The sequence below is a fragment of the Frankia sp. ACN1ag genome (genome assembly GCF_001414035.1).
In the GTDB taxonomy this organism is placed as follows: domain Bacteria; phylum Actinomycetota; class Actinomycetes; order Frankiales; family Frankiaceae; genus Frankia; species Frankia torreyi.
In genome coordinates this window covers 95335-116349 of sequence record NZ_LJPA01000013.1, presented here as the reverse complement: position 1 = coordinate 116349, position 21015 = coordinate 95335, and the positions used below count along the sequence as shown (strand labels likewise).

The window sequence follows — 21015 nt, the reverse complement described above, 5'->3', positions numbered from 1 at the left end:
GGCGCGCGACCCGAGCGGTATCGTCACCCTGTGAGTACCGTACGGGTCTTCCTCCTGGATGACCACGAGATCGTCCGCCGGGGAATTCGGGAGATGCTCTCCGAGACCGGTGACGTCGACGTCGTCGGCGAGGCGTCCACCGCGGCCGAGGCGCTGCGCCGGATCCCCGCCACCAGACCGAACGTGGCGGTGCTCGACGCGCGGCTGGAGGACGGCAACGGCATCGACGTCTGCCGTGACCTGCGCTCGGCGCATCCCGATATCGGCTGCCTGATCCTCACCTCCTACGACGACGACGACGCATTGTTCGCCGCGATCATGGCCGGGGCCGCCGGCTACCTGCTCAAGCAGATCAAGGGCACGGACCTGGTCGGGGCGATCCGCACGATCGCCGCCGGCCGCTCCCTGCTCGATCCGGCGGTCACCCAGCGGGTGCTGACCCGGCTGCGGGAGGGTCCGGCGGAGGACCGCAAGCTCGCGGCGCTGGGCGAGCGGGAGCGCCAGATCCTCGTCCTCATCGCGGAGGGTCTGACCAACCGGCAGATCGCCGGGCGGATCCACCTGTCGGAGAAGACGGTCAAGAACTACGTCTCGGCGATCCTGGAGAAGCTGGAGCTGTCCAGCCGCACCCAGGCCGCCGTCTACGCGACCCGCATCGACAAGTAGCGCCCCGCCGGCGCCGCCCCTCCACCGACCGGCCGGTCAGGACCCCGGTCCTGACCCCGGTGGTGCCGCTGGGTGCGTCACGGTTGGGTGCGTCACGGTTGGGTGCGTCACGGTCGTCGGCGAAGGTCGTGCGCGGGACTGTCCCTGGTGCGGTTGAGGGCGGCTGTCTCCTGGCGGGTGATCTCGATGGCGGTTTCCAGGTGCCGGGTGAGGAAACGCAGTTCCTGGGTGGAGTAGGTGGCGTGGAGCCGGTCGAAGGCGGCCCCGATGCTGAGATAGACGTTCTCGCGAGCGGCCAGCCCGGCGAGGTCCACCGTGACAACGACCTTGCGCCCGTCCTGCGGGTCTGCCTGCCTGCGGGCGAGCCGGTGGTCCGCCAGGCGGTTGATGACGCCGGTGACGGCTCCCGAGGTCACGGCCAGCCGCGCCATCAGGGACCCCGCGGTCTGCGGCCCGTCATGCAGCAGGATGCTCAGCGCCTTCATGTCGGTCACCCCGAGGCCGTACGTCGCGGCGGCGGCCTGGTGGAACAGCGCGGTCTGGGTCGACTCGATCTCTCCGAGGAGCCGCAGCCGTTCGATCAGGTCCCGCCGGATCTCGGCGTCCGGGTNAGCAGTCACCCTCTCATCGTGACATTGAAGTCTCTTAGTCACTAAGATAAGCGCGTGTCTCAGGGTGCGGAAGTCGCTGACAGCGTGGTGCGCGCCGCCGATGGCACGCCCATCGGGTACCACAGCCTCGGTTCAGGGCCGGGCGTGGTCATCGTGCACGGCGCGATGCAGGCAGCGATGAGCCAAGCGGACCTAGCCGAACTGCTTGCCACGAGATACCGCATTCACCTGATCGACCGTCGCGGGCGCGGCGCGAGCGGGCCCTACCCTGACGCGGTCACGACCGCCGTGGACGTCGGCGACCTCCACGCCGTGCTCGAGGCGACCGGCGCCCGCCGGGTCCTGGGGATCAGCTCCGGCGCGATCATCGCCGCGAGGGCTGCTCTGGCCCACCCTGAGATCATCGAACGCCTGGCCCTGTTCGAGCCGCCTCTCTCCCTCGACGGCTCGATGCGCCTCGACCTCGCCCCGCGAATGGACGCCGCGGTCGCCGCGGGTGACCTCGCGACCGCGATGGGGCTCAGCATGAAGATCTCGCAGATGGGCCCGCCGTGGATGTTCGGCCTGCCGGTCCCCATCCTCGCGGCGTTCTCCCGCCGGATACTCACCTCCGCGCAGAGACGTGCGCAGGCCGAAGCACTCCCGGTGGACTTCGCCATCGTTCGCGAGAACGCCGACCGCATCGCGGACTTCGCCGCGATCGCCACACCCGTACTGCTCATCAACGGCACCGCCACCCGGCCGTACCTGCGCACGGCCGTGACCGGCCTTGCCGCGATCATCCCCGGTGCGACGCACGTCGAGCTCCCCGGCCAGACGCACGCGGTCACCCAGAACCGCGACGAACGCGGACACCCCGACGCCATCGCACCGGCATTGCTCGACTTCTTCCAGTAGCCGGGAGTGCCACGTCAACGTGGCAGGGGACCTGGAGGCGGGTGCGCGGCGCGAGCTCCCGGCGCTGTCCTTCACCGGTGAGGTCACATTGCAACGGTTCCCGGCGCGGCCGGTCAGTCGAGATGGCTCTGGACGGCCTGCAACGCCTCGGCGACGGTGACGGCGGTGCGGATCACCGCGGCCGACGGCCACGGGTCGGCGCGCGCGGCCATCGCCCGGTGGATGGCCACCGTGGCCTCGGACGGGTCGGGGCCGGCGGCCATGCGCCGGGCGATGCGCGCCGCGGCGACCTCGGGTGCGGTCACGCAGTGCAGCTCCACCAGGTCCGCGTAGACGTCGGCGGCGAGGGTGGCGGCGGCGGCGCGGTGGCGCGCGCTGGACCAGGAGGCGTCGAGCACGACGCTCTCCCCCCGGCACAGCGCCGCCCGGGCCCGGCGCAGCATCTCGGCGTAGGTCGCGTCGGTGATCTCCGGGGCGTAGCGGCCGACGCCGAACTGGGCGTCGAACCCCGCCGCGTCGAACCCCACCGCCTCGCCGTCGGCCGACGGCGAGGCGCCATCAGTGTGCTGCTGGGGCGGGGCCTCGGCGGGCGGCTTGCCCACCAGCTCCTGGCGGATGATGTCGGAGCGCAGCAGGACCCAGCCGTCGCCGACCTCGGCGAGCCGGCTGGCCAGCGTCGTCTTGCCGGTGCCGGGCAGCCCGCCGACGACGACCAGCCGGACGCGGCCGGCGCGCAGGTGGCGGTGGGCGACGGCGAGCAGCCTGCGGGCGTTCTCCGCGGCGTCGGGGTCCCCCTGGCCGCCGCGGATGCAGGCCACCTTCGCCCGCACGAACGCCCGGTAGGCGACGTAGAAGTGCTGCAGTGACCGGGGATGCACCTCGCCGCTGAACTCGCGGTAGGCCTCCAGGAACTCGGCGGCCTCCTCCGGGGCGCCGAGACGCTCCAGGTCCATGGCGAGGAAGGCGACGTCGCCGAGGACGTCACCGAAGCGCAGCCGCGGATCGAACTCGATGCAGTCGAGGATGCGGGGGCCGTCGTCGAGGCAGAAGATGTCGTCGGCGAGCAGGTCGCCGTGCCCGTCGCGGATCCAGCCGGCCCGGGTGCGTTCGGCGAGCAGCTCGGCGCGTCCGGCGAGGTAGCGCAGCGCCAGGCGGCCGATGTCGTCGACGACCGCCGCGTCGAGCTGGGTGCCGCGGTAGGCGGCGATGCCGGCCATCCCCTCCCGCCACAGGTCCTCCAGGGTGGCCTGCTCCCCCGCGGTGGCGATCAGCGGGGAGGTCTCGCACCGCTGGTGGAACACCGCCAGCGCCCGGGCGACCGAGCGCAGCGCCGGGCCGAGCAGGTGGCCGCGGCGCACCAGGGTCGACAGCCGGCGGCTGGTCGGCATCCGCCGCATGACGACGAGATGGTCGATCACCTCGCCGGAGTCGTCGCACAGGTCGGCGACGCCGAGGTAGACGTCGGGGGCGAGGCGGCGGTTGAGCGCCACCTCCGCCAGGCACACCGCCTCCCGGGTCCGCCGTTCGGTGAAGTCGAGGAACCCCAGGTCGACGGGTTTCTTGCGCTTGTAGACCCGGTCGGCGGTCAGGTAGAGCACGGCGCTGTGCGTCTCGCGGGTCTCGGCCGCGGCGAGCTCGGCGAACGACGGGGCCGGTAGTCGAGGCGGCACGGACGCGCCGGCGAGGGACGCCGGCCCGGTCGACGCCGTCTCGCCGCCCGGCCTGGTTCCGCCCGGCCCGGTTCCGGCCGGGGAGGTGCCCGGCGACGAGGTGCCGGCCGACGAGGTGCCGGGCGGCGACGGGCTACCGGCGTTGCGGCTGTCGCCGGCCCCTTCGCCGGGCAGGGCATCCCGCACATACTGGACGGTCATGGCCTCTCCCGGGGTTGCGTGAAAGTCTCACGATCCTGACGGTCGACGCCCCGTTCCACCGTCGAACAGTCGAACACAGGCGTTCGATGGTTCTCCTTCGTCATGCTCGCCGTCCGTCGGCGATCTCACGACCGCCAGAGGTTGCCTACCCGGGGGACGTTCGGACCACCCTCGGTGGACATCCGTCCCGGATCAGGGCCGTGCCCTGCACGCGAGAACTCGCCCTGCACGCGCGACCTCACCGGCCGGGNAGGGCGACCCTCGGCCGGGAGCGGGGAAGCACCCTCAGCGGTCCTCGAACTGGCGCAGGAACGCCTCCCGCTCGGCGGTCGCCCGGTTGACCGCGGCCTCGGCCCGGGCGAAGGCGTCGTCGTCGAGTAACAGCTCCCCGCAGTACCGGTCGACGAGTCCGGCGAGGGTCAGCAGAATCGCGCGCAGCTCGGCCGGGGTCGCCGCGATCCACGGCCAGGCGTTCTCCCGCATTCCGTAAACCGTGTGCAGAATGTCCTGGACGCTGAGCGCGCGTGGCCGGGGGGCCGGCACGCCGCCGACGGCCGGCGCGGAATCGGCCGACCATATCCCGACCCTGGCTCCGAGCGCCCAGGACGTCCACGGATCGCAGGCGACGTCGAACATTCGCCGGCCACCCCGGAACTGGACATGCCAGCAGGTCCGTTTGGCGAGGAAAAGCCCGTACTTCTCGGCCAGCGGCTCCAGAATCTCCATCGCCGCCAGGTCGAACTCGGCTCCGGCTCGCCCGCCGGCGGCGCCGTCGCCGTGCCCGTGTCGCATCGCCAGCCACCTCAGCCTTCCGGTCCGAGCTCCCGCCGGCCGGCTGCGCGGGCGCGACGGGGCACGCCTGCGTCGCCGGGTCGCGCCTGCGACGCCGACGGCTTCGGGAACCCGCGCTGAACTGTAGAAGACAACCGGGGATCGTGTAACGGAAATCGAGCCGCTTGTCCCTGGGATCGGGGATTGTTGGCCCGTCCGGCCGGTGCCGTGCAGGTCAGCCACCCCCGAATATCCGAAACGGGACGACAAACAGGTCACGAGTCGGCGGGGTTGACCCCCGAACGAGAAAGAGAACCGCAGGTCAGCCTGCCGCACCAGAACCACGGAAACCGATGGTGACCAGTCGGGGACGCATCGCCGACGACAGGACAACCCGATGGTTCCACCACGGATGGGCCATCCAGGGACCACGAAAGACCTACAGCTCACCTCCATCGGGAGGGGGTCCGCGCCGGGCGCCGCGCACGGCGGCCGGCGGCGGGCTGCAGGTCGCGCACCGGACAGCGGCGGGAGGCAAACGGTGGTCGCGCGCCGGGGCGATCTCGGTAGCATCGCCGCAATCACCGCGCCGGCGCGTCCCCGGGCGAGCCGCCGACCAGGGCCGGCCGGCCTCGGACGGACCGGGCGCGGCGCCCGGCCGGGGAGCCGGACCCGCACACCCTGGGAGCACAGATGACCTCGCCATGGCAACCGCAGGACCAGCCGCCCGGCTACCAGGGGCAGCCCGAGCACCCCGACCAGAAGCCCGCGGCCCAGGGCCAGCCCGGATACCCCGAGCAGCCGCCCCCCGGCTACCAGCAGGGCTACCCGAGCCAGCAGGGCTACCCGAGCCAGGACAGCTACCCGGGCCCGCCCCCCGGCTTCCCCGGCCAGCCCGGCTATGAGGGTCAACCTGGCTACGAGGGCCAGCCTGGCTACCAGGGCCAGCCCGGCTACCCGAACCAGCCCGGCTACCAGGGCCAGCCTGGCTACCCCGGGCCGATGGGCTACGGACCGCCGCCCGGGTACGGTCCGCCGCCCGGGTACGGCGGTGCGGCGCCCTACGACCCTTCCGCCCCGTTCGGCCGGCACCCGTTGACCGGGGAGGCCTACTCGGACAAGCAGAAGCTGACCGCCGGACTGCTGCAGATCCTGCTCGGCACGGTCGGCGCCGGCCGCTGGTACCTCGGCAACACCGGCATCGCGCTGGCGCAGCTGTTCACCTGCGGCGGGCTGGGCGTCTGGGCGTTGATCGACGGCGTGATGATGCTGACGGGCAACGTCCGCGACCGGCACGGCCGGCCGTTGCGTGACTGAGCCGCCCCCGTCCACGGATCCCGCCGACGCCCCATCCGGGTCGCCGGCGGATCCGGCGGGACCGCTCCCGCCCCCGAACCCGCCCGCCCCGCCTTCCCTTTCCCCGACGCGGCCGCCCACAGCACAACCGCCCGCAGCGGCGGCGACCGGGCCGGCGGCCACCCGATCGGGCCGGCGCCGCGCCGCGGTCTGGGGCGTCGCCGCGGCGGCCGTGGCCGGCCTGACCTACCTGGCGGGCCACGATCCGCACGACCCGTCGACGGCGATGCCCGGCTGCCCCATACACCGGGTCACCGGCCTGGACTGCCCGGCCTGCGGAACCCTGCGCGCCACCTACGACGTGCTGCATGGACGGTGGGCGGCGGCCGGCCACGACAACGTGTTCGTGCTGGCCTGCGCCCCGCTGCTCGCCGGCCTGCTCGCCCGCCAGGCCCGGGCGGTGCGCGACGACCGGTACGCCCCCCTGCCCGCGCCGCTGGCCTACGGGCTCGGCGGCGCGGCGCTGGTCTGGATGATCGTGCGTAACCTGCCCGGCTGGCCGCTCACCCCCGGCTCGCCCGGCTGACTGTCGGTCCGCCTGGCCGGGGCCCGTGTCGGCTCCCGACCCGAATGATCATTTTGGCGCGCCGCGCTGTCAACACCGTTGATTATCTTGATATCGACAGGGAGGTTCCGGTGCGCCGCCGGCGGGCGGAAGTCCTGGCAGCGGGCGCGGACCCCCGGCCCGCGAGGCGGTGTGCACGGGAGCGACGCCACCCGTCTCTTCCGCAGGGATAAATCGGACGCCGAACCCTGTGGAAGAACCATGGAGGCGCTCTCCCACGCAGCCGCCGCCGACGCAGCCGCCGCCGACGCACGAGCCGTCGCCCACGCCTCCCACACACGCGAAGGGCAGGGCCTAGCGGCGGTCGGGCTCGGAGCCGACCAGACCGGAGCCGGTCTGCGCCGGCTGGTCCGGGATCCCGACGGTCTCGGCGTCGGGCTCGGTCGGCGGGCCACCCGCGCGCACCGGGAACGCCAGGGCCTCCATCTGCGCGCGGCGATCGGGCGGGATGACCGTCGGCGCGCCCTCGACGAGGTGGACCAGGATGCTGTCGCACAGGCCGAGGCAGACGCCGTCGCGGAACAGCCCCGCGCTGTGCACGAACGAGGTGGTGCCGATCCGGCCGACCCCACAGCCGACGACGTACGTCGCGGGATAGCGCGCCTCGGCCAGGTAGTGGATGGAGACGTTGGCGACGACGAAGGTGAAGTTCTCGAACGGCACCGGCCTGCCGTCGGTGAAGATCCGCCAGTCCAGCGTGATGCGGGCGTCCTCGTAGAAGGACGCCAGCGCGACGTTGTTCAGGTGACCGTTGCCGTCGAGGTCACTGAACCGCGCCTGGACGGGGTGACTGAGCGGGTAGCTGGCGAGGCTGAGCCGCTCGGGATCGCGTCTGGGGTCCATCCCGCCACTGTGCACATCCGCGGCGTCGACGGGGCCGCCGTGCAAGCAATCTCTCACCGGCGGACTCCCACGGGCGGTCGCGCACCGGCTGACCTGCACTCGGTGGTCCTGGACCTCACCCGTACACCGGGACGCCGTCGACGATCGTCTGGCGGACCTGGGCCGCGGACGGGTCGCGCAGGGCCGCGCGCAGGGCCGCGCGCAGGGGGCGGTGCAGCAGGCAGAGGTCGGCGCGCGCGCCGGGGCGTACCCGGCGCGGGCGGGCCGGGTCCGCCGGGTCGCCGAGGAACAGCGCGAGGGCCGCGGGGGCGTCGAGGCGTTCGTCGGCGCCCAGGACGATCCCGGCGGCGGTGCGCCGGGTCACCGCGGCGGCGACGGCCCGCCACGGGTCGGGATGGCCGAACGGGGCGTCGGTGCCGGCGGCGAGCCCGATGCCGGCCCGTACGAGGGAGGCGGCCGGGTACAGCGCCGCCGGATCCTCGTCGGTGACGTCGACGAGGTAGCGGTCGCCCCGCTCGGCGACGAAGTTGGGCTGGGTGACCACGACGAGCCCGGCGCGGCGCACCTGCCCGTACAGCTCGCCGGGGATGACGGCACCATGTTCGAGGCGATCGCCCCGGCGCGGGCCGGCGAGGTCGAGCGCGGCGAGGGTGAGCACCGTCTGGACGCGGGTCACGCAGTGCACGGCCACCGGGTGGCCGGCGCGGTGCGCGGCGGCGAACCGGGCGGCGAGGGTGTCGAGGTCGGGCAGGGTGTCGTCGTCGAGGATCACCTTCACCGGGCCGCCGACGACGCGAACGCCACCACCACCACCGACACCGCCTGCCACGCCTGCCACGCCGACGGTCCCCTCCCCGGCCCGCCGTCCGGCCGGGGCGTCCGCATCGGCAGTGGGCTGCGGTTCGGGGCGCATGAGGGTCAGCCGCTGCGGCAGCTCGCCGGTCGCGGCGGCCGCGGCGAGGGTCCGGCGATGCTCGGCGGTGCGGCCGGGGGTCGCGTCGGTGAACCCGGTGATCCCCGCCGCAGCGGCGGCGCGGCCCACGGCGGCGAGGTCCACGGCCACCGGGGGCAGCGCGGCGTGGCGGCGCAGCCAACCGTCCATCCGCCACAGTCGCCCGGTGGGCGCCCCGGTGGGGTCGCGTTCGACGCCCGGCAGGTCGCAGCCGTCGATGCCGGCCAGGCGTAGCGCCGGCGAGTTGAACACCCACAGGGCCCCGCCGCGGTGCTGCACCCGCACCGGCCGGTCGGGCAGCAGCGCGTCGAGGGTGCGCCGGTCGAGGTCACCGGCCACCGACGGGTGGTAGCCGACCGCGCGCACCCACCGCGCCGGACCGGTACCCGGCGCCGCGCGCAGCGCCGCGCGCAGCCCTGCGGCGTCGACGACCTCGGGCGGCCCCACCCGCACCGACGACGCCGACGCCGCCAGCGACAGCAGGTGGACATGATGATCGTGCAGACCCGGCAGCAGCGCGCCGCCGTCGGCGTCGAGGATGTCCTCCCCCGCCCGCGGGCGCAGCGGCTCGGCGCTGACCTCGACGATCCGTCCGCCGAGAATCCGCACGTCCGCGACCCACGTCGGCGGGAGCGCGCCAGCCAGGACGCGCCGGCCAGGCCCCGCTGCGCCGCCGCCGGCCGACCCGGTCAGCTCGGTCGACCCGGTCAGCTCGGCCCGGCGCACGAGCAGCGCCCGGCGCTCCGGTTCCTGCGCAGCGCGCCCCATCCCCGCCACCCTACGGCCACCGGCCACCGGCGCGGCGGGTCGCGGGACGGGACGGAGGTGGGCACGTTGAGTTACCCTCCGACATCGATCCGTATAAGGCCGCGATCGACGAAGAAGGGGTGCAGGTGAGCAGGCGGTGCAGGTGAGCAACGCGCAGGTCCTCGACCTCGTCGACCTGCGCCCGTACCGGCCGCGGCTCGACGAGCACTTCCCGGTCTACCGCGATCTCGTCGACCACCTCGCCGCCTTCGACGACACCCACCTGCATCCGGACGACCCGACCAGTCACGTCCTCGCGGCGTGCGCCGGCTACGCCTACGCCGAGACCGCCTCGACGCTGCTCGACCCGGACCTGCCGCGGGGGATCAACGCGGTGTCGGCGGCGATGACCCGGCTGGGCCTGCCCGGCTGCCGGTGCCGGATCATCGCCGAGCAGGTCGACGCGATGCTGATCCGCTCGACGGCGTTCGTCGTGCAGAGCGCCGACGCCCGGGTCGTCATCGTCGCCTACCGCGGAACCGAGCCGTCGGACCTCATCAACTGGGGCACCGACCTGGACGTCCACTCCCGCGAACGCACCCGCGTCCGGTTGGCGGGCACGGCCGTCGACGACCTGCACGCCGGGTTCCACCGCAACGTGCGCGCCACCGCGTTCGAGGTGCTGCGCACCCTGAGGCGGGCGATGGCCGGCCGGTCGATCTACGACACCGACACCGACGGCGACGGCGACGGCGACGCCAGTCTCCGCGCCGGCGCCGCCGGCACGACCCGCGCCGGCGGCGCCGGGAGACGGCGGGGGGCGTCGGCGCGGCCGCCGGCGCTGTACCTGACCGGGCACAGCCTCGGCGGGGCCATGGCGGTCATCCTCGGGCTGCGGATCATGGCCGATCCGGTGTACGCCGAGCTGCGCCGGGCGCTGCGCGCGGTCTACACCTTCGGCCAGCCGATGATCGGCGGCGACGGCACCGCGGCGGCCTACACGGCGGTGGTCGACCCGGCGCCGATCGCGCGCTTCGTCTACCGCCAGGATCCGGTCCCCCACCTGCCGCCGGCCACCGTCGGGCGCTACCGGCACATCGGCCGGGAGTGGCGCTACGGCGGCGGGTGGACCGACACCACCGGCCGCCCGGTGGGGCAGATGCTCAGCACGCTCGGGTTCGCCGGGGCGCTGGCAGCGTTCCCGCTCGGCCAGGTCCGGCCGCTGGGCCGGCTGTTCCCGTACACGATCAGCGACCACTTCCCGCACTACTACATCGACGCGTTGGCGGCGGCCGGCGTCTGCGAGTTCGGCGACGACGAGCTCAGCGCCGGCCCCGACGGCCGGCGCCGCCCGCCCCGCTGACCGCCTGCCGTCCCGGGCCGGCGCACCGGCCCGGGACGGGACGGGACAGGGAGGGACAGGGAGGGGCGGGAAAGCACGGGCGCCGGGCGGGTACGCGGCCGATACTGCCTATCCATGGGAAAGACCTACGAACGCCTCGACGGCCGGCTACGCCGGTTCATCGAGGACCAGGTCGTCTTCTTCGTCGCGACGGCGCCCCTGTCCGCGCAGGGCAGCGTCAACCTCTCCCCCAAGGGCCGCGCCGGGACGCTCATCATCCTCGACGAGCGGACCCTGGCCTACCTGGACTTCGGTGGCAGCCACGCGGAGACCCTCGCGCACCTGCGCGAGAACGGCCGGATCACGCTGATGTGGTGCGCGTTCAGCGGACCCCCGACCATCGTGCGGGTGCACGGGCGCGGCGAGCCGGTGTTCCGTGACGACCCGCGCTTCGCCGCGCTGCTCGCCCGGTTCGACCCGCGGGCGGCCGACCCCAGCGGGCTGCGGTCGATCATCGTCGTGACGGCCGAGCGGATCAGCGACAGCTGCGGCTACGCCGTGCCGTTCCTGGAGTACCGGGAGGAACGAAGCCTGCACCGGGAGTACTTCGGTCGGCGGACCGACGAGGAGTTCGCCGCCTACTGCGAACGCAAGGAGTACAACGGCACGAGCATCGACGGTCTGCCGGCGTTGCCCCTCCCCCTGCCGCCCCTGCCCGATCCCTGGGTTGGCCCGGCCGAGACCCGGAGTGCCGAGACCTTGCGTGCCGAGACCTTGAGTGTGGAGAACCGATGAGATTCGCCGTCCAGCATGCCGTGGCCGATCCCGCCTGGTCGCCGCGGATCCTCACCCCGGACGCGGTGACCGGCTTCGCGCGGGCCGCGGAGGAGTCGGGTTTCGCCGCGCTCGGGTTCAGCGACCATCCCGCGCCGTCGGCGCGCTGGGTCGACTCCGGCGGGGAGGGCAGCGCCGACCCGCTGGTGTCGTTGGCCTTCTGCGCGGCGGTGACCAGCCGCATCCGCCTGTTCACCTGGGCGCTGGTGGCGCCCTACCGCAGCCCGCTGCTGACCGCCCACCAGGTGGCGACGCTCGACGCGCTGTCCGCCGGGCGCCTGACGCTGACCCTCGGCGCGGGCTACCTGCGCTCGGAGTTCGGCGCGCTCGGCGTCGACTTCGACGGGCGGCTCGCCGCGTTCGACGAGACGGTGGACGTGCTGCGCGCTAGCTGGGAGCAGCCGCGGCTGACCCACAGCGGCCGGCTGCTGCAGACCCGCGGTACCAACATCCAGCCACGGGTCGTCCAGCAGCCGCACCCGCCGCTGTGGCTGCACGGCAACAGCGCGTGGGGGCGGGAGCGGGCCGTCCGCTACGGGCAGGGGGTCGTCACCCTGCTCACGAACGACACCCTGGCCCGCACGATCCGCACGGCGGCCGTGCCCGGCGTCGACGGGTTCACCCGGGTCGTCGACGACGTCCGGGCCCGGCTGGACGCGGCGGGCCGCCCGCATGACGCCGTCGACGTGGTGGCCACCGGCATGTGGCCGCAGCTCGACGTCCGGCAGGGCTGGGACGCGGCGGCCATGCTCGACGACGTCGCGACCTACGCCAAGCTCGGCGCGGACTGGATCGTGATCGCGGTCTGCGGCGACGACCCGGCTGCGGCCGAGGACACCGTGCGCCGCTTCGGCGAGGAGATCGTCGCCCACGCCGCCGACCCGGTGTAGCCGGATCCGTTGCACCGCAGGCGCCTGGAGGCGCCGAGCCGGAGGCACCGAGGGTGAAGGACATCCGCCGAGGGCGAAGGACAGGGGGTGGCCCCGTGCGGGGTCTGTGCGCGGGTCGGGTGGTCATCGTCACGGGGGCCGGCAACGGGATCGGGCGGGCGCACGCGCTGGCGTTCGCCGCCGAGGGCGCCCGGGTGGTCGTCAACGACGTCGGCGGTGACCGGGCCGGCCGCGGCCGCGACGGCGGGCCCGCGGCCGCCGTGGTCGAGCAGATCCGGGCGGCCGGCGGGCAGGCGGTGGCGAACACCGACGACGTCGCCGACTTCGCCGGGGCCGGGCGCCTCGTCGCCCAGGCGATCGAGGCGTTCGGGGGGCTGGACGTCCTGGTGAACAACGCCGGGATTCTGCGCGACCGCACCCTGGTCAACATGACCGAGGCGGAGTGGGACGCGGTCGTGCGGGTGCATCTCAAGGGCACCTTCGCCCCGACCCACCACGCGGGCGTCTACTGGCGCGACGAGCACCGGGCCGGGCGCGGACGGTCGGCCCGGGTCGTCAACACCAGCTCGCCGTCGGGGTTGTTCGGCAACATCGGCCAGACGAACTACGGCGCCGCCAAGGCCGCCATCGCCGGGTTCACCGTGACCGCCGCGCTGGAGCTCGCCCGCTACGGGGTGACGGTGAACGCGATCGCCCCGCTCGCACTGACCCGGCTGACCGAGGGCCTCACCGGCGACCTAACCGAGGCGCAGGCGGCGGGGATGAGCGCCGAGCACATCGCGCCGCTGGTGGTCTGGCTGGGCAGCGAGGCGTCGGCTGGCGTGACCGGGCGGGTGTTCGCGGTCGTCGGCGGTCGGATCACCGTGCTGGAGGGATGGGCCAACGGACCGGCCGTCGACGTCGACGGCGTCTGGGAACCGGGCGCGCTCGGCGAGGTCATCCCCGACCTGGTCCGCGCCGCCGCCCCGAACGCCGACCTCACCGGAGACCGTCCCCCGCGCGACGCGCCGGCCCGCGGCTGAGCCGGCCCGGCGCCGGTGCTGAGGATCAGCCCATCTTTTGTGATCATGGATGGCGGCGAGCTGTCAACAGTGTTGATTATCTTGATTGCGCCGGAGGCGGTCAGGCCGAGGCGGAGATCGTCAGGGGCTGCCGTCGAGGAGGCGTTGCAGGCCGGGCGCGCACAGGTCGACGATCCGGTCGCGTTCGGCGGCGCTGATCGCCTCGGTATGCACGATCTTGCGCAGGACACCGAGGCCGAGCAGGTGGGCGAGGACGAGCTCGGCGCGCAGGGCCGCATCCGGGCCGGTCAGACGCGAGCGCAGCCGGGCGACGACCTGGTCGCGGAAGTTGTCGCGCAGCAGGGTCGCGTGCTCGCCGTGCTGGAGCGCGAACGCGACCCGGATGAGCGGATCGCGGCGCTGCTCGTGCGCGTCGAGCAGGGCGTGCAGCAGGTGGCGGCCGAGGTCGGGCAGCGGCGCGTCGAGCAACTGGTCGATCTCGTCGCCGAAGCGGGCGACCCGCGCGAAGAGCTGCTCCTTGCTGCCGAAGTACTTCAGCACCAGCGGAGCACTCACCCCGGCGTCCGCCGCGATCGCCTTGAGCGTGATGGCGGCGTAGGGCTGGCGGGCGAACGCCCGGCGGGCCGCGGCGATGATCGCCTCGCGGCTGACCTCGGCGTCCCCCCGCATCCGGCCCCGCCCGCCGCCCGCCGCCCCCGTCGGCGCGACCCCACCCGGGACGGCATCGGACCCAGCCAGGACGGCGACCGCGGACTGCGGGGCGACCCGGCCGGGATGGGAGTGGGACGTCTCGTGCTGGCCGGCATCCGAACGGCCAGTGTCAGGGCGGGCGGAGTCGGCCCCGGCAGGGCTGCTGGACTCCGGCCCTGCCGGCCGTCCGCGGGTGGTGGTCGAAGGGCTCGTCATGGTCCGCTCCTCCGCCCGTCCCGGGATGCGCCGGACGTCCCCAACCGGGACGCCCGAGCCTGCACGCTACCGCTCACCGGCGCCGCACCGTGCCCGCCCCGGCACCGTCGGGTCCTCCCCGGCTGCCGCATCCTCACCACGCAGCCCTGGCCACGCAGCCCTGGCCACGCAGCCCTGGCCGTGTCGGCTCGCGCCGTCGCCGGGACCCTGCTGCCCGGATCCCGCTGCCCGGATCCTGGTACGTGGTCAGCGTGTGGTGGTGACCGGGGTCGGCGCGGCCGAGACGGACTCCGCCAGCCGGCCACCGTCGTCGCCAGCCGCGTGCATGGTCCGGGCCGGATCNCCGGGCTGCACCGGCACATCCGTGTCGACCCGGTCACGGGTAGGCACGAGGCAGCCCACCCCGAGAGCGAGCGCCCCCACCACGCCGGCCATCGCGAAGACGGTCTGGAAGGCGCCGAGGCTCGGCACCGCCCCGCCGGAGGTCGTCATCGTGAGGTGGCTGAGCAGCGCGGCGACGGCGGCGCTGCACATCGCCTGCCCGACCGTGCGCAGCAGGACGTTGAGGCCGTTGGCGGCGGCCGTCTGGGTGCGGGGAACCGCGTTCATAATCAGCATCGGCATGGCCGAGTAGGCCAGCGCCGTCCCGGCGGCGACCACCGCCGCACCCACCACGATCATCGGTAGATTCTCGCTGGTGAACATGCGTAGCAGGTAGCCGAACACGAGCGCGGACGCGCCGAGCAGCAGAGTGATCCGTGGGCCGCGGGAGGCGGTGATCCGCGCCGCGACCGGCGACAGAGCGAACATCGCCACGCCGCCGGGCAGCAGGCACAGGCCGCTGGCGAACACCGACAGGCCCAGGCCGTAGCCGGTCTCCTTCGGGACCTGGACGAGCTGGGCGGTGGACAGCGAGTTGGCGTAGAACGAGAAGCCGATCAGCAGCGCCGCGGCGTTCGGGGCGAGCACCGCGGGCCGCCGCGCCAGACGCAGGTCGACCAGCGGGTCGGCGACCCGCAACTGCCAGCGGGCCCAGCCGACGAAGATCACCACGGCGGCGAGGATCAGTCCGCCGAAGCGCGGGCTGGTGAAGCCCCAGTCGGCCGCCTTGGACAGCGCCAGCAGCAGGCACAGCAGGCCGAGGGCCAGCCCGACCGCGCCGGGGATGTCGAAGCGGGCGGGGGCGCGGACCTTCGACTCGCGCACGAGCAGCCCGGCGAGGATCAGATCGGCCAGGCCGAGCCCACCGGTGACCCAGAACATCACGTGCCAGTCGGCGAACTGGATGATCAGGGAGGCGAACGGGACGCCGAGCGCCGCGCCGATGCCGACGGTGGCGCTCATCAGCGCGACCGCCGACCCCACCCGCTCGGGGGGGAGCTCGTCGCGCAGGATGCTGATCGACAGCGGCACCACCGCAAGGCAGGCTCCCTGCAGTCCGCGGGCCGGGATCAGCAGCCAGATGTTCGACGTCAGCGCNCACAGGACCGACCCGGTGGTCAGCATCCCGAGCGCGACCAGCAGCATCCGCCGCTTGCCGAAGATGTCGCCCGCCCGGCCGAACAGCGGCGTGACCACGGCACCGACGAGCAGGGTGACGGTGAGTAGCCAGCTCACGTTCGACGCCGACGCGCCGGTGAGCCGGGGCAGGTCGGGCAGCAGCGGCACGATCGAGACCTGCGAGATCGCGGTGAGGATGCCGCCGACGCCCAGCACGGCGCTGAGCTCCCGGGAACGTCCCCCCGCGGGGGCCTCCCCCGCGGACACGGCGCGGACCGGATGCACGGCAGGCTCGCCCACGTGACTCCTTGACTGATCGAGACAGGACATGATCGGAACAGATTCGGCCACCTTGCGGTGAACCGACGTTCACCAGCATAGTGAACGCCGGTTCACCGACGCGGGGAGCGCCCCAGTGACGGCCGCCACCCATCGCGATACGCAAACACCCAGGTCGGGCCCCATCCCCCGCCACGACCGTGGGGCTCCCGGCCGGCCCGAAGGGCCCCGATGCCCCCGTGCGGCGGAGCTCCCCGGTGACCGCCCGGGGGCTACCCAGCCACCGCGAAATCCGGTCACACAGGGCGACGATCATGGGGTTCCGCGGAACCGCGCTCCCGCCACCCAACCCAGGCGATCATGATGTCCGGCGGAACCACGCCACGCCGCACCACCGCCGTCAGCCCGTCAGCCCGTCAGCCCGTCAGCCCGTCAGCCCGTCAGCCCGTCAGCCCGTCAGCCGAGTGTCGGCCATATTGAGGCCACATCATGCCGAGGCCTGTGTACGGTTTTTCGGCTAAAAACCGTACCTACCCCTCGGCACGATTCTGTGCATAGACGTTCACAGAAAGATACAGGGCAGGTGGTACGGCCAGCGAGCGCCCGAGCCTCGAGGCCACCAGGCACCCGAGCTCCGATCAGGCCCCACGGCCACGGCCCTCACTCAGCCGTCCGGTCTGGCCGGGGCGCTCGGTGCGTCCGCCGGATTCGGCGCGACCGGGTCCGCCGACGGCTCGGACGGCCCAGCCTGCTCGGACGGCCCAGCCTGCTCGGACGGCTTGGACGGCTCGCCGGGGTCGGCGTGGATGCGACCGCGGGTGGCCCGCAGCGGGCGGCCGCTGCCACCCCAGCGACTCTGGATGATCTCCGCGGCGATCGAGACGGCCGTCTCCTCGGGCGTGCGCGAGCCCAGGTCCAGGCCGATCGGGGAGTGCAGCCGCGCGAGGTCGTCCTCGGCGACGCCGCTGGCACGCAGCCGACGCAGCCGGTCGGCGTGGGTGCGCCGCGACCCCATCGCGCCGACGTAGTGCGCCGGGGAGCGCAGCGCGGCGCGCAGCACCGGGATGTCGAACTTGGGATCGTGGGTGAGCACGCAGATCACCGTGCGAGCGTCGACCGCCGCACGGTCGAGGAAGGCCACCGGGCGTTCGCAGACGACCTCGTCGGCGTCGGGGAAGCGCCGCGCGGTGGCGAACACCGGCCGGGCGTCACACACCGTCACCCGGTAGCCGAGAAAGCGGCCCAACCGCACCACCGCGGCGGCGTAGTCGATCGCGCCGAAGACCAGCATCCGCGGCGGTGGGGCGAACGACTGGACGAACACGCCGATCGCGTCCGGCCGCCGCTGCCCCTGCGGCCCGTAACGGCGCAGCCCGCTGCGACCGGCCGCCAGCAGCCCGCGGGCATCGTCCACCGCGGCGACGTCGAGACCGGCGACCCCGGACGAACCCACGGTGCGATCGGGCCACACCGCCACCTGCCCACCCAACCTGCCTCCCCCGACGACGGTCAGCAGCGCCACCGCGTCGTCGGCGGCCAGCGCGGCGAGGACCGCGTCGAGCACGCCGCCCGCGCCCCGCGCGCCCGTGCCCGCGGACGGCCCGCGGGCCGGGTACGGGACGATGATCAGGTCAATGGTCCCGCCGCAGGTCAGGCCGACGGCGAAGGCGTCGTCGTCGGAGATGCCGTAGCTCTCCAGGACGGGCACGCCGGTGCGGATCGCCTCGGCCGCGGCCTCGTAGACCGCACCCTCGACGCAGCCGCCGGACACGCTGCCGACGACCTCCCCGCCGGCGGCGACGGCCATGGCGGCGCCGGGCTGGCGGGGCGCGCTGCCCTGCACCCCGACGACGGTCGCCACCGCGAACGCGCCGCCCTCGGCCCGCCATCGCCGCAGCGCGTCGGCGATCTCGCGCACCGGCGCCACCCCTCTCCGCCGACGTTCCCTCTCTGCCGACGTCCCATCCCCGCCGACATCCCATCCTCGCCGACGTCCGATCCCCGCGGGCGGGGCGCCCCGTTCACGGGACTGGAACCGTCGCCACCCTCCAGCAACTCGGCGGGCCACCGCCGACGGGCCGCCGACCGGCGAGGATCACGGAGGACACCTGGCGGTACCCGGACCCGGCACAGACCCACGACCCGGCGCAGACCCACGACCCGGCGCAGACCCACGACCCGGCGCTGCTCGATCCGGCGGGACGGATTCGGGCGAGGGCGGTGGCGTGGGCGAGAACTCTCCTCTGCGGCGCGCTAGCGGTAGCGTTCGGCCACCGGGTATTGCGCGAAAACAGCCACGTCCGCGACGAGATCACCCGTATGCGGCGGCGCGGGCGCGCGTGGCTTACTGTCCGTCAACAAGGGAGCACGTATGTCCGACGAAGTTCTGGTCGAACACGCCGACGGGGTCACCGTCATCACGATCAACCGCCCGCAGGCGCGCAACGCCGTGAACAGCGCCGTGTCCGTGGGGGTCGCCGCCGCCCTCGACGAGTTCGAGGCCCGCAAGGACCTGACCGTGGCGATCATCACGGGCGCGGGCGGCACGTTCTGCTCGGGGATGGACCTCAAGGCGTTCCTGCGGGGCGAGAACGTCGTCGTCGAGGGCCGGGGCCTGGCCGGTATCACGCTGTCGCCGCCGCGTAAGCCGATCATCGCCGCCGTCGAGGGCTACGCCCTGGCCGGTGGGTGCGAGGTCGTGCTGGCCTGCGACCTCGTCGTCGCCGCCGAGAACGCCGCCTTCGGCATCCCGGAGGTCAAGCGCGGTCTCGTCGCCGGCGCCGGCGGCCTGCTGCGCCTGCCCAAGCGCATCCCCTACCAGGTCGCCCTGGAACTGGCGCTGACCGGAGACCAGCTCTCCGCCCCCGACGCCCACCGCTACGGCCTGGTCAACGTGCTGACCCCGGCCGGCGAGGCGCTGGCCGGCGCCCGGGCGCTCGCCGCCCGGATCGCGGCGAACGGCCCGCTGGCCGTCGCCGCCACCAAGGAGATCGTCGCCTCGGCGTCGGCCTGGCCGGCCGACGAGGCGTTCGACCGCCAGGCAAAGATCATGGAGCCGGTGTTCGCCTCCGCGGACGCCAAGGAGGGCGCGTTGGCGTTCGCCGAGAAGCGGGCGCCGGTCTGGCGCGGCGAGTGACCCTCGCCCGGCGAGGGGACTGACGGCACGCGGCGGCCGCGGGCGGACACTTCCTCACCCCGCGCGCGGTCGCCGCGCGCCGCGACGCGGCCGCCGCGCGCGGGCGCGCGGCCGACCCCGATTCTGGCCGTCCCTGATCTGATGCGGCCGCTGCGCGCGCGGGTAGTTTGGCCGGCCGGCGAGCCGGGCGGGCGGCCTGACGGCGAGCCGGGCCGGCGGAGGGCTGCCCAGTGTCACCACAGCGGCGGTGAGCGTGCCCGCCGGCGGGACGCTGGGCCCGCCGCACCTTACGCGCAGTTGCCGGCCGACACCCAGGCCCACCAGGCATAAGACCATAAAAGTGGGCTCGGTATTGTGCTCGGGTGTGGACATTTTACGGTAATGTCCGCGCCTCGGGCACGTGCCTGTTGTCACAGGCGGTGAACATCGCAGTCGTGGTTCCGGCCAGGCGCACCCTGCTGCCGACGAGATCGGAGTCCGCATGCACCGTTCGCTGATCGTCGCCCGTCATCGTCGATCGTCCACCGTCAGCCACCGAGGGGTTCGCCGCTTATGCGCCGCCACGTCCAGTTACGTCTCGCGACCGTCGCGCTCACCCTGACCGCGGCCACTGCCACGGGTTGCGCCAGCGGCGCGGCGGGCGCCGCCGGCGACTGCGACGCACCCGGGGTGACCAAGAACGCGATCCACATCGGCGTCGTCTACCCGGACACCGGCGCGGTGTCGGGGCCGTTGCAGGCGGCCCGCGCCGGCATCGACGCCCGGCTCGGCGCGATCAACGCCAAGGGCGGCGTCAACGGCCGGAAGATCTTCTACGACTGGCGGGACGACCAGGGCACGCCGGCGGCCAACGCGATCGCCGCGCGTGACCTCATCGAGCACCAGCAGGTCTTCGGCCTCATCGAGTCCACGATCGCGGCCAGCGGCAGCGCCCAGTACCTCAACGACCAGAGCGTCCCCGTCACGGGGCTGGCCGCCGAGGGCATCTGGTCGAAGTACCGCAACATGTTCTCGTTCTCCTACACCACCGGCGCCCCCGTGGACACCTACGGCACGTTCGTGAAGTCCCGCGGGGGCAGCCGGTCGGTGCTGCTGCAGACCGCGCTGTCCGGCGGCGTCAACGACGTGGGCACCAAGCTCGTCCAGAGCATGACGGCGGCCGGCGTCAGCGACGGCGGGACCGTCAGTTACACCCCCGGCGCGGACAACCCGGCGGCGGTCGCCCAGCGCGTCGTCGACAGCGGCGCCGACACGCTGCTCGCCATCACCGACACCGACGCCCTCGTCCAGGTTCTCGCGCAGCTGCGCGCCGCCGGGCACGCACCCAAGGTCGTCATGGCCGTCAACGGGTACGACGCCGGGCTGCTCAAGCGGTACGGCGCCGGGATGGCGGGGGTGACGGTGCCGCTGTTCTACCGCCCGTTCGAGTCCGGTGGGCCGGCGATCGCCGCCTACGTCGACGCGATGAACCGCTACGCCCCGCAGATCGACCAGCCGCAGCAGGACATCCCGCTGATGTCCTACATCCAGACGGACATGTTCGTCCGCGGGCTGGAGGAGGCCGGCGACTGCCCGACCCGGCAGGGCTTCATCGACGGGCTGCGCGCGGTGACGAACTACGACGCCGAGGGCCTCATCCAGCCCATCGACATCGCCCACGGCCAGGGCCGCCAGACCACCTGCTACGCCTTCGTGCAGGTCAACGATGCCGGCACCGCGTTCGACGTCGTCAAGGAGCAGCTCTGCGGCAAGGAGATCACCTCCTGAGCCGGCCCTGATCCGCGTCCCCGGGGGTGGAGGCGACCGCGTCCGCCCCCGGGGACGACC

18 protein-coding genes and 1 pseudogene are annotated in these 21015 nt (G+C 73.8%); 10 read left to right on the top strand and 9 right to left on the bottom strand.

Going from position 1 to position 21015, the window contains the following annotated elements; translation table 11 throughout:
* Positions 1 to 30: 30 nt before the first annotated feature.
* Positions 31 to 666, top strand: a complete 636-nt coding sequence (locus UK82_RS13895; RefSeq protein ID WP_009738617.1) for a response regulator transcription factor — start codon at positions 31 to 33, stop codon at positions 664 to 666.
* A 107-nt stretch (positions 667 to 773) separates the two neighbouring features.
* On the opposite strand, the gene UK82_RS42720 is transcribed toward UK82_RS13895, so the two are convergent.
* Complete coding sequence (locus tag UK82_RS42720; RefSeq protein WP_396230556.1) at positions 774 to 1160, bottom strand: MarR family winged helix-turn-helix transcriptional regulator; 387 nt, start codon at positions 1158 to 1160, stop codon at positions 774 to 776.
* Positions 1161 to 1331: 171 nt separating this feature from the next.
* Here UK82_RS42720 and UK82_RS13885 point away from each other — a divergent pair, with 171 nt between their 5' ends.
* Positions 1332 to 2174, top strand: coding sequence for an alpha/beta fold hydrolase (locus UK82_RS13885; RefSeq protein ID WP_063897486.1), 843 nt, complete (start codon positions 1332 to 1334; stop codon positions 2172 to 2174).
* A 113-nt stretch (positions 2175 to 2287) separates the two neighbouring features.
* On the opposite strand, the gene UK82_RS13880 is transcribed toward UK82_RS13885, so the two are convergent.
* Together UK82_RS13880 and UK82_RS13875 are read right to left on the bottom strand one after the other, a co-directional pair.
* The gene (locus UK82_RS13880) at positions 2288 to 4045 is read right to left on the bottom strand and encodes an AAA family ATPase (RefSeq protein ID WP_052680891.1); all 1758 of its coding nucleotides are present in this window, start codon (positions 4043 to 4045) and stop codon (positions 2288 to 2290) included.
* A 285-nt stretch (positions 4046 to 4330) separates the two neighbouring features.
* Entirely contained in the window at positions 4331 to 4837 is a 507-nt protein-coding gene (locus UK82_RS13875; RefSeq protein ID WP_044883118.1) for a hypothetical protein, read from the bottom strand.
* 672 nt (positions 4838 to 5509) lie between these two features.
* On the opposite strand from UK82_RS13875, the gene UK82_RS13870 reads away from it, so the two are divergent.
* Entirely contained in the window at positions 5510 to 6133 is a 624-nt protein-coding gene (locus tag UK82_RS13870) for a TM2 domain-containing protein (protein WP_044883117.1), read from the top strand.
* Positions 6126 to 6698: a DUF2752 domain-containing protein gene (locus UK82_RS13865; protein WP_236705906.1), complete on the top strand. Its 573-nt coding sequence runs from the start codon at positions 6126 to 6128 to the stop codon at positions 6696 to 6698. Before UK82_RS13870 ends, UK82_RS13865 begins: the two co-directional genes overlap by 8 nt.
* 333 nt (positions 6699 to 7031) lie before the next feature.
* Here the strand turns inward: UK82_RS13865 and UK82_RS13860 are convergent, their stop codons facing one another.
* Both UK82_RS13860 and UK82_RS13855 read right to left on the bottom strand, forming a co-directional pair.
* On the bottom strand, positions 7032 to 7580 hold the full coding sequence (locus UK82_RS13860) for a thioesterase family protein (protein ID WP_044883115.1): 549 nt from the start codon (positions 7578 to 7580) through the stop codon (positions 7032 to 7034).
* A gap of 115 nt (positions 7581 to 7695) precedes the next feature.
* Positions 7696 to 9300: an amidohydrolase family protein gene (locus UK82_RS13855; RefSeq protein WP_055407556.1), complete on the bottom strand. Its 1605-nt coding sequence runs from the start codon at positions 9298 to 9300 to the stop codon at positions 7696 to 7698.
* Between the two features lie 142 nt (positions 9301 to 9442).
* Between UK82_RS13855 and UK82_RS13850 the strand changes: the two genes are divergently transcribed.
* The 4 genes from UK82_RS13850 to UK82_RS13835 all read left to right on the top strand — a co-directional run bounded on the left by UK82_RS13850 (position 9443) and on the right by UK82_RS13835 (position 13367).
* A complete protein-coding gene (locus UK82_RS13850) occupies positions 9443 to 10642 on the top strand; it encodes a lipase family protein (protein WP_152989893.1) in 1200 nt (399 codons plus the stop codon).
* A gap of 114 nt (positions 10643 to 10756) precedes the next feature.
* The gene (locus UK82_RS13845) at positions 10757 to 11416 is read left to right on the top strand and encodes a pyridoxamine 5'-phosphate oxidase family protein (protein WP_052680890.1); all 660 of its coding nucleotides are present in this window, start codon (positions 10757 to 10759) and stop codon (positions 11414 to 11416) included.
* Positions 11413 to 12345 carry an LLM class F420-dependent oxidoreductase gene (locus UK82_RS13840; protein WP_044883112.1) on the top strand — a complete coding sequence of 311 codons (933 nt, stop codon included), beginning with the start codon at positions 11413 to 11415 and terminating at the stop codon, positions 12343 to 12345. The genes UK82_RS13845 and UK82_RS13840 overlap by 4 nt, the downstream gene beginning before the upstream one ends.
* Positions 12346 to 12440: 95 nt before the next feature.
* Positions 12441 to 13367: an SDR family oxidoreductase gene (locus UK82_RS13835; RefSeq protein WP_044883111.1), complete on the top strand. Its 927-nt coding sequence runs from the start codon at positions 12441 to 12443 to the stop codon at positions 13365 to 13367.
* Between the two features lie 120 nt (positions 13368 to 13487).
* On the opposite strand, the gene UK82_RS13830 is transcribed toward UK82_RS13835, so the two are convergent.
* The 4 genes and pseudogenes from UK82_RS13830 to UK82_RS13820 form a co-directional block, all read right to left on the bottom strand.
* A complete protein-coding gene (locus UK82_RS13830) occupies positions 13488 to 14273 on the bottom strand; it encodes a TetR family transcriptional regulator (RefSeq protein ID WP_236705905.1) in 786 nt (261 codons plus the stop codon).
* A gap of 343 nt (positions 14274 to 14616) precedes the next feature.
* Positions 14617 to 15752 (bottom strand): annotated as a pseudogene (locus tag UK82_RS13825) (MFS transporter); the annotation flags it as partial.
* Between the two features lies 1 nt (position 15753).
* Positions 15754 to 16103, bottom strand: a 350-nt coding sequence (locus UK82_RS37670) for an MFS transporter (protein ID WP_396230555.1), incomplete at its 3' end; no start/stop codon positions are given.
* Between the two features lie 613 nt (positions 16104 to 16716).
* A complete protein-coding gene (locus UK82_RS13820) occupies positions 16717 to 17970 on the bottom strand; it encodes an XdhC/CoxI family protein (protein ID WP_055407638.1) in 1254 nt (417 codons plus the stop codon).
* 453 nt (positions 17971 to 18423) lie between these two features.
* Here UK82_RS13820 and UK82_RS13815 point away from each other — a divergent pair, with 453 nt between their 5' ends.
* Entirely contained in the window at positions 18424 to 19188 is a 765-nt protein-coding gene (locus UK82_RS13815; RefSeq protein ID WP_044883110.1) for a crotonase/enoyl-CoA hydratase family protein, read from the top strand.
* Between the two features lie 552 nt (positions 19189 to 19740).
* Positions 19741 to 20955: an ABC transporter substrate-binding protein gene (locus UK82_RS13810; RefSeq protein ID WP_055407550.1), complete on the top strand. Its 1215-nt coding sequence runs from the start codon at positions 19741 to 19743 to the stop codon at positions 20953 to 20955.
* The last annotated feature ends 60 nt before the right edge of the window (positions 20956 to 21015 follow it).

Coding starts and splice junctions, on each gene's coding strand:
- UK82_RS13880 (WP_052680891.1), bottom strand. CDS start 4,045: ATGACCGTCCAGTATGTGCGGGATGCCCTGCCCGGCGAAGGGGCCGGC.
- UK82_RS13875 (WP_044883118.1), bottom strand. CDS start 4,837: ATGCGACACGGGCACGGCGACGGCGCCGCCGGCGGGCGAGCCGGAGCC.
- UK82_RS13870 (WP_044883117.1), top strand. CDS start 5,510: ATGACCTCGCCATGGCAACCGCAGGACCAGCCGCCCGGCTACCAGGGG.
- UK82_RS13860 (WP_044883115.1), bottom strand. CDS start 7,580: ATGGACCCCAGACGCGATCCCGAGCGGCTCAGCCTCGCCAGCTACCCG.
- UK82_RS13855 (WP_055407556.1), bottom strand. CDS start 9,300: ATGGGGCGCGCTGCGCAGGAACCGGAGCGCCGGGCGCTGCTCGTGCGC.
- UK82_RS13845 (WP_052680890.1), top strand. CDS start 10,757: ATGGGAAAGACCTACGAACGCCTCGACGGCCGGCTACGCCGGTTCATC.
- UK82_RS13840 (WP_044883112.1), top strand. CDS start 11,413: ATGAGATTCGCCGTCCAGCATGCCGTGGCCGATCCCGCCTGGTCGCCG.
- UK82_RS13830 (WP_236705905.1), bottom strand. CDS start 14,273: ATGACGAGCCCTTCGACCACCACCCGCGGACGGCCGGCAGGGCCGGAG.
- UK82_RS13815 (WP_044883110.1), top strand. CDS start 18,424: ATGTCCGACGAAGTTCTGGTCGAACACGCCGACGGGGTCACCGTCATC.
- UK82_RS13810 (WP_055407550.1), top strand. CDS start 19,741: ATGCGCCGCCACGTCCAGTTACGTCTCGCGACCGTCGCGCTCACCCTG.